The organism is Quyinboa sediminis (assembly GCF_042219855.1).
In the GTDB taxonomy this organism is placed as follows: Bacteria; Bacteroidota; Bacteroidia; order Bacteroidales; family UBA5342; genus JBHJHP01.
Window position 1 is genome coordinate 375,083 of record NZ_JBHJHP010000001.1, and the last position, 12,336, is coordinate 387,418.

Here is a 12,336-nt window from a genome sequence, read left to right on the forward strand (position 1 = left end):
TTAAATTTTAATTTGTATGGATACGAAAGATTTTACTGAGAATCCCGAGGTTTTTCTATTGCTTAGAAACCTGAAACAGGACGGTATAGATAAAAAAGTGTTTTCTGATGTTGTCGACAGTTCAAACCATCAGTATGTGGAACTGGTACAGGAGGGCGGCGGCGTACTTGGTGTCGCACTCATAGGGTATACTTATGTGATGGAACAGATGGGTGTGCGGTTTTTCAGCCTTGCCGGAACATCAGCAGGATCTATAAACGCGCTCTTGCTGGCTTCGCTGGGTAAAATAAATGAGACCAAGTATGAAAAACTTTTAAATGTTCTGGCTTCTAAAAACCTTTATGATTTTGTGGATGGAGACAAGGATTCAAAAGATTTTATTGAGGCTATTGTTGAAAAAGCCAAAAGGGTGAAGCTCGTATGGAAAGGAATGCAGATTATAGATAATGTATTCGATAACCTGGGACTGAACCCCGGAAATGATTTTTACAGCTGGCTGGCAGATGTGCTGAAAGATAATGGGATCGTAACCACAAAAGATTTACTGGATCAGTTTGGCACGCTTCCGGAAGGTATGAAAATAAGGGATGGTGTGGACAGGACTTTGGATGGATTGAAACCTCGTTTCGCTGTAATTGCATCAGATATAACCACAGAAACCAAGGTTGAATTCCCGCGTATGCGAGCTCTGTACTGGAAAAACGGGGACGAAACAAATCCGGCTTATTATGTAAGGGCTTCCATGTCGATACCGTATTTTTTTGAACCACTTATAATCGATGATCTTCCGGTGGGACCGGATGCTATGAATAACTGGTATGATCTGGCGAAATATAAGGGCGTTATTCCGGATAAAGCATATTTTGTGGACGGCGGCATCATGTCTAATTTCCCCATCGATCTTTTTCATAAATTCAATACCATTCCACGCTTACCTACATTTGGTGTAAAACTTGGTGTTGATCGCAATAAAGCCAATACCGTGGAAAGCCCTTTAGGTTTGTTTGGCGCTCTTTTTAATTCCATAAGACATCTCCATGATTATGAGTTTATTCTTAAAAATCCGGAGTTGCGCATGCTGGTTCAGAATATAGATATAGGGGATCACGACTGGCTGAATTTTGGGATCACGGAAAAAGCCAAGATTGACTTGTTTGTGCGTGGGGCAAAAGCTGCTGATCAGTTCCTGCGCAATTTCAACTGGGAAAAATATAAACAGGTGCGTGCAGGTCAGGTTATGAAATAGCACTTCTCTTTTTCATACATGCTTAGGTGTGTATGGAATAATTCATACAAGCAGAACCCGGATGTTTAACGTCCGGGTTTTTTATTTTCTGAAGTCCCTGCGTTTAGATGGAATTTTATTGTGGTTTAATTCGCACAATTATGTCGCAGATTCTCTGGTTCCCTACAAAAATGTAGGAAATGGATTTGAGGTTGAATGTTAAGTTTCACATTTTCAAATTAATGCAATCTATGGCATTCGTCTTGTTTTTAAGGAATCAGTCTATAAAAAGATATGCATATGAAGGTAATAATTCCGGTGGTTGATGCAGACCGTTCCAGAAATGTTCTTGCAGCTAGTTTTCATAACGCTGCTTTTGCAGCAATTTATGATACGGAATCAAAAATGATGGTGTGGATTGAAACAAGATCTATCAGTGAAGATGTTGGAAACATCAGTCTGGGTTTAAAAAGGATGGGAATTGCGGCTGTCATCAGTCAGCAGATGCCTCCCATGGCACTTGGACTCTTTGTGGAAAGTGGAATAAGTGTTTTTAAGGCAGAGAGTGATGATCTGCAGGAAAACATCCTCTGCTTTATCGATGAGAATCTGGAGTTGTTTTCCTCTCAAATGGCATTTGAAAACAGTGCATCCTGCAGCAGTTCCTGTGGTTCCTGCAGTTCAACATCATGTGATATATAAAACAGATAACTATGGCCCTTAGTAAAGCAATCAAGTTTTTGGGAGATGCGATCTCCAGTAGTGAATTAAGAGATAAATGTGCGGGATTCAAAACACGTAAGGAGCTGTTGAAATGGCTTGATTTTAATGATCTGGAATTTGAGGATGCCGTGAATATGCAATTGGTAAAATGCCGGTCAGCCGATGATGCGGAATATTACCATCAGTTACGAATGTGGTTTAAACTGTTATAAATATGGCTTATTTTGATTTGGAAAAAGTGCGTGGAATAGTAAAGAAGTCTACCGGATTAAATATCATGTACGCTTATGATGATCTGGTATTTCCTGAACATGCAGCATTTATTATTCAGTATGATAAAACAGATGAAAATCATCTGCACTGTTATTTTCATAAAGATTGCATTCCCCATGAACAAGATAAAATCTTGACTGATTTGACGCAAAGTTGTTTTAATATGATGACGACAATACAGAACAGTGGTATGTTTGAGATGGCGCAGAAAGGTGGTGAAGTAGAAATAAGGTTTTTGTGAACCGGACTTCTGATCTACCCTCCATGTGCAAAATCAGCATACAGTTCCATGCCGCCGTCTACAAATATGGTTTCACCGGTAATGTATCCTGCTTCACTCGATGCAAGCCACAACACAGCTGATGCAATATCGTTGGTCTTTCCGGCTTTTCCGAAGGGAATTTTTCGCAGGATTTTTTCCTTCTCATCGGGATCTTTGAAATTATCGATGTTAATGGCTGTTTTTACGGCTCCCGGAGCGACAGCATTAACCCTGATATTCCCGGGCGCCAGTTCCATGGCTACTGTCTTCATCAGCATGGATGCACCCGCTTTGGCTGCGGTATAATTTGCTCGCTGAGCCCAGGGAATATTCTGATGAACCGAGGTAATAAAAACAATATTTCCCGGCACTTCTTCATTTGTATCTTTTTGCAGAAATATTTTAGCTGCTTCACGTGTACACAAAAAATGGCCTGTTAAATCCACATCTATCACGGCATTCCAGTCCTCCAGTGACATCTTCCAAACCGGAGCATCTTTCTGTCTGCCGGCATTATTAACCAGGATGTCCAGTTTCCCGATGCGTTCCATTATTTTACTGTACATGGCCACGACATCATCCTCCTTACTGATATCTGCCTCAATATATATGGCTTTCCCGTTCTCTGAACGAATCTTCTCTACCACTTCTCTGGCCTTATCTTCCTGCTTGAAATGATTCACTACAACCGTTGCTCCTTCAGCGGCAAACCGAAGTGCAATTGCTTTACCAATTCCACTCGAAGCACCTGTAATCAGTGCCACTTTTCCTTTCAGTTTCATATTATCCATTGATTTGTCATATATCCTAAATCTTTTATCTTATATCTTATGTCTTATATCTATTTTGTTTTACTCAATTGGAGTGCAGCACTTATCAGGCCCAGGTGTGTAAATGCCTGTGGAAAATTACCAAGCTGTTCTCCTTTCATGCTGATTTGTTCAGAATACAACCCAAGATGATTGGAATAGCCGAGCATTTTTTCGAAAGCGAGTACGGCTTTTTGTCTGTCACCGGAACTGGCCAGACACTCAATATACCAGAATGAGCACATGCTAAATGTACCTTCCTGTCCTGAAAAGCCATCGCTTGCACCTTCATCAAGTCTGTAGCGGTATACCAGCGTATCGGTGACCAGGTCTTTTTCGATGGCGTTCAGGGTGGAGATCCATCTGGGTTCTTTTGGACTTAATATTCTGACCAACGGAATCAGTAGTGAAGAGGCATCCAGGTTTTTAGATCCACGGAATTGCACAAACGCTTTAAGCTCCGGATTCCAGTAGTTATTATAAAAATCATCATATATGCGGTCTCTGGTTTTTCTCCATTCTTCAAGTGGAGCAGGAAAGGATCGGTGTTCTGCTATCCGGATACCTCTGTCTATGGCAACCCAGGACATAACTTTGGATATCAGAAATTCACGTTTTTCATCCCTGACTTCCCACATTCCACGGTCTTTAGTCTGCCAGTTATCGCAGACAAAGTCAACGAATTTTTTCAGATTCATCCAGAATTCATAACTGATCGGACCTCCGTGTTTATTGTATAGATAAATGGTATCAATCAGTTCACCGTAAATGTCCAGTTGAAACTGGTTGAAAGCTCCGTTTCCTGTTCTGACAGGTGAAGACTTTTTATAGCCTTCAAGATGTTCGAGCGATTTCTCTTCAATATTGGTTCCGCCATCCACCTGGTACATCAGCTTCAAATCGCCGGCATCATTTATTTCATTACAGCGATCCTCAATCCAGTCGATAAAGTGTTTCGCTTCTTTCATGTAACCCAGCTGCAGGAAGGCACGCATCGTAAAGGCAGCATCCCGGATCCAGGTGTATCTGTAGTCCCAGTTCCGGTTCCCTCCAATCACTTCGGGCAGTCCCAGGGTTGCTGCAGCAATAGTTGAACCATAAGTATATGAAGTCAAAAGCTTTAGTGTGATGGCTGCCCTGTTGACAACTTCCTGCCACTTCCCCTTATATGATGATTTTTTTATCCATTTGTGCCAGAAATTAATGGTTTTTGTAAATAGTTTTTTGGTAAAGTAGGAGGTTGGCTTCAGTTCTATCACTGAATCTTCTTCATCACCACTGATGAGAACCATAAACACTTCATCCTTTGTTTTAAGGTCAGCTTTAGCTGTAAATTCACCGTCCTGAAAGGTGAATTCAAGGTTGCTTTTCAGAATCAGCTTCTCACCATGATCTGTACTGATGATAATCCGGTCTTTTTTTACCTGATAATCAAACCTTGTCTGTCCGAAGTTGAAACCCGGTTTAAATTTGAACAGAAATGTATGGGCACCTTTTATAACCTTGAGCTTTCTGACCAGAATCATTTTATCCTCTATAAATACCGGTGGCATAAAATCGGTTAGTTCAGCGATACCATCTTCTGCCAGGTATCGTGTCAGTAGTACGGCTGTATCAGGAAGATACAGTTGTTTATGGTTGATATCCTTGCTTTCCGGTTCAACAGAAAAATAACCGCCATTTTTCGAATCCAGTAAAGATCCCAACACGAGAGGCGCATCAAACTGATGGAAAGGCAGGTAATCAATGGATCCTGTTTTGGATATCAGGGCTCCGGTTTGCAGATTGCCTATTAATCCGTAATCTTCTATTGGTAAGTAATTGCTTTCAGCATTCATTTTTTCTGTTTTATGTCAGTACATAAATGTTTCTGTTCTAAGATGTACCAACAAAAGGACCACTTATCAGAAAAAAGTATTAAATAATGTGAAGGCGCTTATAATGCGGCTGACAGTGCATCATTACGTATTTATGACGAAAGCAGTACTTAATTTGTTTATGGCTAAAATCGGGCAATTATTCCTCACATTGGGTAGCACGGTCTACAGAAAACTCAAATGTTTAAAAATGTTTAATGTACTGTAAGCATTTATTAAAAAGGCTTAACGAGAAAGACTGACTAAAAATATCAGGATTTGAACCATATGGTGTTAATTTATTATAAAAAGTTTATATTAAGTGTTTTATGATTGTTCTTTCAATATCCGCTTCATGTTATGCGGTAATTCAATATTGAATTTAATAACCGACCGACAGGCCATCATAAAATGTAGTATATGATACTTTTTCTGGATGCGGTAAAGAAATTCTTCCAAGAAATGTTTGTGTCAACTTCGGCTCAGGCAGATGATATCAACCGACTTTTTCTGATTTATATGGTGATTGCAGCCGTCATTCTTGCCATAGTCATATTTATGGTTGTTGGTGGCGTTATACGTTATCGGTCAGCTAAAAGACCCGGAAATCCAAAACAGATTACAGGTAATAAAGGTCTGGAATTAACCTGGACCGTCATTCCTCTCATTATTGTAGTGGTTCTTTTTTTCATGTCACTTAAAGCTATGAAACAGATTAATGAACCGGTAAAGGAGGGGCAAAAACCTGATATAGTGATCATTGCACATCAGTGGTGGTGGGAAATGCGCTATCCCGGCCATGATGTGGTTACGGCAAATGAGTTACACATTCCGGTAGGCAAAAGGCTTTTAATGCATATTAAATCTGCGGATGTGATTCATAGCTGGTGGGTGCCTGCGCTTGGACGAAAGATTGATGCTATTCCCGGGCGCACAAATGAGGGATGGATAGAATCAGACAGTGCCGGAGTATTTCAGGGGACCTGCAGTGAGTTTTGCGGTATGGAACATGCCTGGATGAGAATCAGTGTCATAGCTGAGCCGGAAGCGAAATATGATCAGTGGCTTAATGAGGAACGTAAACCTTTTATCCCACCTGAGGATAGTCTGGCCATTGCAGGTGCACATATGTTTCAACAGATGACCTGTGGCAACTGCCACTCGATAAAAGGTACGGCTGCAAGTGCAGTAATTGGTCCGGATCTGACACATCTGGCATCCCGTAAAACACTGTTGAGTGGAATGATGGAAAACAATCCGGAGAATCTGAAAAAATGGCTTACAAATCCACAAAAAGTGAAGGAGGGAGCCAATATGCCCAATATGTTACTCTCAAAGCAGGAAGTCGATGCAATATCTGAATTTCTGGATCATCTGAAATAATCATATATGACAAACTTATTTACCACATGCGACTTAGTCTGAATATACCTGAACAGGAAACACGTCTGCCAAATGCTTTTACCAGCAAGGGATTATTAAGCTGGTTGTCAACAACTGATCATAAAATGCTGGGTATTTTATACCTGCTGTCTTCGCTTGTCTTCTTTTTTACAGGATTCACCGAAGCCATGCTGATGCGAATACAGCTGATGCAACCACAGAATGATGTCTTATCGCCGGAAGCTTATAATCAGATATTTTCCATGCATGGGACGACCATGATTTTTCTTGTTTTGATGCCAATGGTCATAGGTTTCATAACCTACGCTTTACCGTTGATGATCGGAGCCAATGAAATGGCATTCCCAAGACTGAATGCATTTAGTTTCTGGATGTTTTTATTTGGCGCTTTGCTATTGCATTTCAGCTTTTTAGCCGGAGGAGCTCCCAATGTAGGATGGTTCAGTTATGTGCCTTTAAGTGAAGGCTTTTACAGTTCTTCTCCGGGAATCAACTACTGGGCTATGAGCATTTTACTCATGGGGATTGGCTCTGTAGGAGCAGCACTGAATATTATTGTCACTACGCTGACCATGCGCGTTAAAGGCATGTCATTTAATAAGCTGCCACTTTTTGTATGGATGTCTTTTGTGAACGCCTTTTTAATTCTTGGCGCTTTCCCGGTATTGAATGCCGGTTTGGTCATGGTTTTAATTGACCGCTTGCTGGGAGCGCACTTTTTTACAACCTATACCGGTGGTTCAGCCATCATGTATCAGCATCTGTTCTGGACATTCGGACATCCTGAGGTTTATATTCTGGCTCTGCCTGCATTTGGAATAATTTCCGAAGTCATACCCGTATTCTCGCGAAAGCCCATTTTCGGGTATTCCTTTGTAGCTGCGTCAACAGTGGCAATTGCCCTTTTATCCTTTGGTGTGTGGGCACACCATATGTTTGCGGTTGGATTGGGAAACACCTTCAACGCTTTTTTTGCGGCAGCCAGCATGTTGATTGCCGTGCCTACCGGAGTGAAAATTTTCAACTGGTCAGCAACCATATGGGGTGGTTCGGTGCGCTTAAAGACTGCTATGTTGTTTGCACTGGCTTTTCTCATCGATTTTACGGTAGGTGGATTAAGCGGTGTGCTGTTTGCTGTGGTTCCTGCTGATCTGCGTTTAACGGATACCTATTTTGTAGTCGCGCATATTCATTACGTATTTATCGGAGGAGCCATTCACGGAGCTATGGCCGGCGTTTATTACTGGTTTCCTAAAATGACAGGGCGAAAGCTGTCTGAAAAAATAGGAAAGTGGCATTTCTGGCTTTTCTTTATAGGATTTAACTGTACATTCTTTGTATTCCACCTGTTAGGGTTATTCGGGATGCCAAGGCGCGTATTTACATATCCCGATCTGCCTTACCTGGGTGGTTTGAACCTGTTTTCAACCTTAAGTGCTGTCATTTTTGGCGGATCCTTTTTTGTATTTGTCTGGAATATCATTTATAGCCTCAGAAAAGGTGAAAAGGCAGGTGACAATCCATGGCATGCGTTTACCCTGGAGTGGCTGACCACATCACCGCCACAGCTTAAGAATTTTGAATCTGTCCCGATGGTCAGAAGTGCGCGCCCGGTATGGGATATCAATCATCCGGAGGATCCGGACTGGAAACGAAAAGAAAAAAAGAAGAACGATGTCAAAAAATAAACTGATGATGACGATTTTTGTGGCCTCTGAAGCATTCTTCTTCATTGCGCTCATCATTTCGTATGTCTTTTACAGTCATGCAGGAGGACGCCTGTCTGCGAGTGCTAAATATCTTGATGTGCCCAAGACAGCTGTTTTTACAGTTATGTTGCTGGCCAGCAGTCTGACAATTGAAGTGGCCAACAGAAAATTAAAAAAGAACCAGCGCAAAAGCATGCTTTGGTGGTTGGGTGCTTCGGTGGTTTTGGGCCTTATTTTCCTCATCGGACAGGGACTTGAATATGAGACTCTGATAAGTGAACATATTACGGTCAGCAAAAACCTGTTTGGTTCAGCTTTTTTTACCCTCACCGGCTTTCATGGTTTTCACGTGTTGATTGGTCTGATAGTGCTTACAATAATCGGTGGACTGATCAGATCGGGAGCTTACATGAAAGTAGAATATGATACATTGAATACAGCTACAGTTTACTGGCATTTTGTGGATGCTGTATGGGTTGTGGTTTTTAGTGTGGTATATATAGGATCATTAATATGAATGAATTGATACATATCGGAACATACTGGCATATAAACTGGCTGGCATTGATCACAGCGCTGGTTTTACTGGCATTCTGGTGGTATAACCGTACCGGTTCACCAGTGAGAAAACAAATACTGTTTTTATCCGGCGTTTTTCTGATGCTGCTGGTCACATTTTCGCCGGTTTCTTACCTGGGAATGAATTATTTGTTCAGTGCTCATATGGTAGTACACATCGTACTGTTGCTGATTGTGCCACCATTGTTGCTGGCCGGTACAGGGGAGAAAGTTTTCCTCAAGCTTAAAAACTCGCGATTTAAGTCGGTAGGTAATATTCTTTTTTCAACTCCCGTGGCCTGGATAACAGGTATTGGAACGATGTACTTATGGCATATTCCGGTCATTTTTAAGGCTGCCATGGAAAATCAAACAATTCACGTTATTCGCTTTCTGTCCCTTATTCTTGCGGGACTTATCTTTATCTGGCCTGTATATGCACCCGTCAACTGGAAACGTTTGTCACCTCTGCAGTGTGCCCTCTATTTGTTTACTGCCTGTGTTGGCTGTACCGTGCTGGGTATTTTTATCACGTTTGCCCCGGCGGGCATTTACCAGCCGTTCTTTTCAGGCAGCAATGTGGCAATATGGGATATAATACATAATGCCTGGGGTATTACAACTGCTACAGATCAGCAGGCAGGTGGTTTAATCATGTGGGTGCCGGCCTGTTTTATTTATGTCACGAATATACTGATTATGCTTGGTGGTTATTTCAACCATCCTGATGATAAAGCTGAATATAATAATACAATCGTTTATGAATCCAAAGCAAGATATAACAACCAATAGAGAGATTGATACAGAGCAGTATCCGCTACAGGAAGCTGATCCTCAGATAATTCCGAAACCAACGATATGGCCGATAACAACGGCATTTGGGGTGATGTTTTTATTATGGGCACTTATTGCATCCCTGGGTTTGCTGATCCCCGGAATTCTAATTACGGGGATTGGTGTAGCAGGTTGGATATCAGATTTAAAACCGGAAGAAGATGAAAGAGATTGACATAAACAGGCGGACCTTCATAATGAAGATTTTGTGGGGACTGGGCGGATTACTGGGCCTGATGACTATGATACCGGTACTGGGTGCTTTATTTGCACCCTTATTTCGAAAAACACCAAGAGCATGGCGCGCTGTAGGGAAGGTGGATGAATTTGAAATAGGAAAAACCGTACTGGTAAAATACGAAAATGCCATGCCGCTTTCCTGGTCAGGCCTGTCATCTGAATCTGCCTCATGGCTTCAGCGAAATTCAAAGGAGGAATTCACCGCTTTTGCCATAAACTGCACACACCTTGGGTGTCCGGTGCGCTGGGAAGCAGATGCAGAGATTTTTTTATGTCCCTGCCACGGTGGTGTTTACAATAAAGATGGTTCATACGCTGCCGGTCCTCCACCACACGGTTTAAATAAATATCCGGTAAGAATCCGGAACAACCAGGTGGAAATACTTACCAGTCCTGTACCTATTACTAATATTGGAGAAACTGAATCATGAATAAATTAAAGCAACTCTGGAGCTGGATTGATGATCGAACAGGCATAACGGAAACCCTTGATCCGTTAAAACGACATTTGGTGCCACATAATGCCAGATGGGCTTATGTTTTTGGAAGTGCTACCCTTTTTGCATTTTTAATCCAGGTAATTACGGGTGTGGCACTCGCATTATTGTATCAGCCCACAACTGATAATGCGTATGATTCACTCAAATATATTACTAATGAAGTTCCGCTGGGAAGTATACTGAGGGGGCTTCATTACTTTGGAGCATCTGCAATGATTATCCTTGTCGGGATTCATATGATCAGGGTCTATATTTTTGCGGCTTTTAAGTATCCGCGCGAAATGAGCTGGATATCCGGGGTTGTGTTGTTATTTCTGACCATTGGTATGGGTTTTACAGGACAGTTGCTGAGATTCGATAGTGAAGGGATCTGGGGCGTTGTTGTAGCTGCACAGCAGGCAGGGCGGGTCCCGGTTCTGGGTACTTTACTCGGCCGGTTTCTTCTCGGAGGCGAAACTCTTGGTGGCGCTACACTGAGTCGTTTCTTTGCCATACATGTATTCCTGATTCCGGCATTCATATTCGGACTGTTGGGGCTGCATCTTTATCTTGTGATCAGGAACGGTATTTCTGAGCCACCGAAAGCCGGAAGACTTGTAAAGCGCGAAACATACCGGAACTGGTATAAAAATCTGATGAAGAAAGACGGAGTGCCATTCTGGCCTAATGCTGCCTGGCGGGATATGGCATTTGGTATTTTTATCGTGTTTATCATCTTTATCTTTGCCACTTTTGTCGGACCTCCGGAAATTGGTAATCCTCCTGATCCGACAAATATCAACACCAATCCTCGTCCGGACTGGTATCTGTTGTGGATTTTTGCCATGTTCGCACTAATCCCGAGATCACTGGAATCCTATGCTATTATTTTACTGCCATTAATTGGCGGATTAGTGCTGTTTGCATTACCTATCATATTTAACACTGGTGAAAGAAGTCCCTGGCGCAGACCTTGGTCAATTGGTATTGTTGCGACCACACTGACAGCTGTCGGGGTTTTCTGGTATATCGGTGTACAGGCTCCCTGGTCTCCTCGTTTTGATGCTAAACCCTTAACGCAGGAGGTTATCGGAGATGTGAGTCCTAAAGCGCAGAAAGGGGCAGAACTTTTTCATTCCAAAGCCTGCATTTATTGTCATAAGATTTCAGGAAACGGAGGAATTCACGGGCCTGATCTTACCGATGTCGGAAACCGTTTAAATCGTGATCAACTGACGTTGAAAATTGTAAACGGTGGGAAAGATATGCCTGCTTTTGGAGGAACGCTGAGCAAAGATGAACTGGATGAACTGGTCACATTCTTAAAAACCAGAAAAAAGGAGAATAGTAAAGAAAATAAGTAGAATCAGTTAACGAAAGTACCGCTTTCCGGAAAGAAGATATTTTTCATACATGACTGAAAATGATGTAAATTTATGTATCTCTTTACATAACTTGCAAAATACCAGTCACCATGAAAAATTCACAATTCTCCCCGGTTCGTTTGTTGGTAACAGCGATTGCGGTACTTTTATTCTCATGTTCTGATTCTAAGATGGACCCATGCGATGATACGGTTGCACCGGAAATAACAGTTTCGCTGAAGGCCACAGTTACCGTTTTGGATAAAGATAACAATCCCATTCCAAACCAATTACTTTATTTTAATATTTACAAAATTCCATGTGGGGCTCCGGCAAAAGGATTTTTTAATTTTGACGGTAATACCAACGAAAGTGGTATGCGTGCATCAACTATTGTTGAATACAATCTTAGAAATACAGAGGACGAAATATGGGTTGATGTGCATGCGGTGAATCTAGGCAATGGTTCCGCTGAGGCTGATTCTGAATATGTTATTTTATCCTACGATGATTTTAAATCATCCATAACCAATAAGGAAATACATGTTTTTATTTACCGAAAGTTTTGACGGAAAATGGCAAAAGTAAAAAGGTAAAAGG

General features: G+C 41.8%; 14 protein-coding genes. 12 read left to right on the forward strand and 2 right to left on the reverse strand.

Going from position 1 to position 12,336, the window contains the following annotated elements; translation table 11 throughout:
• Positions 1-16 precede the first annotated feature (16 nt).
• The 4 genes from ACE1EF_RS01565 to ACE1EF_RS01580 all read left to right on the forward strand — a co-directional run bounded on the left by ACE1EF_RS01565 (position 17) and on the right by ACE1EF_RS01580 (position 2,462).
• Positions 17-1,246 (forward strand): patatin-like phospholipase family protein, encoded by a 1,230-nt coding sequence (locus tag ACE1EF_RS01565; protein WP_375718846.1) that lies wholly within the window; start codon positions 17-19, stop codon positions 1,244-1,246.
• A gap of 279 nt (positions 1,247-1,525) precedes the next feature.
• Positions 1,526-1,927 carry a NifB/NifX family molybdenum-iron cluster-binding protein gene (locus tag ACE1EF_RS01570; RefSeq protein ID WP_375718847.1) on the forward strand — a complete coding sequence of 134 codons (402 nt, stop codon included), beginning with the start codon at positions 1,526-1,528 and terminating at the stop codon, positions 1,925-1,927.
• A gap of 11 nt (positions 1,928-1,938) precedes the next feature.
• Positions 1,939-2,160, forward strand: coding sequence for a hypothetical protein (locus ACE1EF_RS01575; RefSeq protein ID WP_375718848.1), 222 nt, complete (start codon positions 1,939-1,941; stop codon positions 2,158-2,160).
• A 2-nt stretch (positions 2,161-2,162) separates the two neighbouring features.
• Positions 2,163-2,462 (forward strand): hypothetical protein, encoded by a 300-nt coding sequence (locus ACE1EF_RS01580; RefSeq protein ID WP_375718849.1) that lies wholly within the window; start codon positions 2,163-2,165, stop codon positions 2,460-2,462.
• 14 nt (positions 2,463-2,476) lie between these two features.
• Here ACE1EF_RS01580 and ACE1EF_RS01585 read toward each other — a convergent pair whose 3' ends face one another.
• Together ACE1EF_RS01585 and ACE1EF_RS01590 are read right to left on the reverse strand one after the other, a co-directional pair.
• Complete coding sequence (locus tag ACE1EF_RS01585) at positions 2,477-3,265, reverse strand: glucose 1-dehydrogenase (RefSeq protein ID WP_375718850.1); 789 nt, start codon at positions 3,263-3,265, stop codon at positions 2,477-2,479.
• Positions 3,266-3,324: 59 nt separating this feature from the next.
• Positions 3,325-5,130 carry a glycoside hydrolase family 15 protein gene (locus ACE1EF_RS01590; RefSeq protein ID WP_375718851.1) on the reverse strand — a complete coding sequence of 602 codons (1,806 nt, stop codon included), beginning with the start codon at positions 5,128-5,130 and terminating at the stop codon, positions 3,325-3,327.
• Between the two features lie 438 nt (positions 5,131-5,568).
• On the opposite strand from ACE1EF_RS01590, the gene coxB reads away from it, so the two are divergent.
• The 8 genes from coxB (at position 5,569) to ACE1EF_RS01630 (ending at position 12,305) form a co-directional block, all read left to right on the forward strand.
• Positions 5,569-6,531 carry a cytochrome c oxidase subunit II gene (coxB, locus tag ACE1EF_RS01595; RefSeq protein WP_375718852.1) on the forward strand — a complete coding sequence of 321 codons (963 nt, stop codon included), beginning with the start codon at positions 5,569-5,571 and terminating at the stop codon, positions 6,529-6,531.
• Positions 6,532-6,557: 26 nt separating this feature from the next.
• Positions 6,558-8,240 carry a cytochrome c oxidase subunit I gene (ctaD, locus tag ACE1EF_RS01600; RefSeq protein WP_375718853.1) on the forward strand — a complete coding sequence of 561 codons (1,683 nt, stop codon included), beginning with the start codon at positions 6,558-6,560 and terminating at the stop codon, positions 8,238-8,240.
• Entirely contained in the window at positions 8,227-8,778 is a 552-nt protein-coding gene (locus ACE1EF_RS01605; RefSeq protein ID WP_375718854.1) for a cytochrome c oxidase subunit 3, read from the forward strand. The genes ctaD and ACE1EF_RS01605 overlap by 14 nt, the downstream gene beginning before the upstream one ends.
• Positions 8,775-9,611 (forward strand): cytochrome c oxidase assembly protein, encoded by an 837-nt coding sequence (locus ACE1EF_RS01610; protein ID WP_375718855.1) that lies wholly within the window; start codon positions 8,775-8,777, stop codon positions 9,609-9,611. The genes ACE1EF_RS01605 and ACE1EF_RS01610 overlap by 4 nt, the downstream gene beginning before the upstream one ends.
• The gene (locus ACE1EF_RS01615) at positions 9,580-9,828 is read left to right on the forward strand and encodes a hypothetical protein (RefSeq protein ID WP_375718856.1); all 249 of its coding nucleotides are present in this window, start codon (positions 9,580-9,582) and stop codon (positions 9,826-9,828) included. The genes ACE1EF_RS01610 and ACE1EF_RS01615 overlap by 32 nt, the downstream gene beginning before the upstream one ends.
• Complete coding sequence (locus ACE1EF_RS01620; protein ID WP_375718857.1) at positions 9,815-10,324, forward strand: QcrA and Rieske domain-containing protein; 510 nt, start codon at positions 9,815-9,817, stop codon at positions 10,322-10,324. The genes ACE1EF_RS01615 and ACE1EF_RS01620 overlap by 14 nt, the downstream gene beginning before the upstream one ends.
• On the forward strand, positions 10,321-11,736 hold the full coding sequence (locus ACE1EF_RS01625) for a cytochrome b N-terminal domain-containing protein (RefSeq protein WP_375718858.1): 1,416 nt from the start codon (positions 10,321-10,323) through the stop codon (positions 11,734-11,736). The genes ACE1EF_RS01620 and ACE1EF_RS01625 overlap by 4 nt, the downstream gene beginning before the upstream one ends.
• 110 nt (positions 11,737-11,846) lie before the next feature.
• Entirely contained in the window at positions 11,847-12,305 is a 459-nt protein-coding gene (locus ACE1EF_RS01630) for a hypothetical protein (RefSeq protein WP_375718859.1), read from the forward strand.
• The last annotated feature ends 31 nt before the right edge of the window (positions 12,306-12,336 follow it).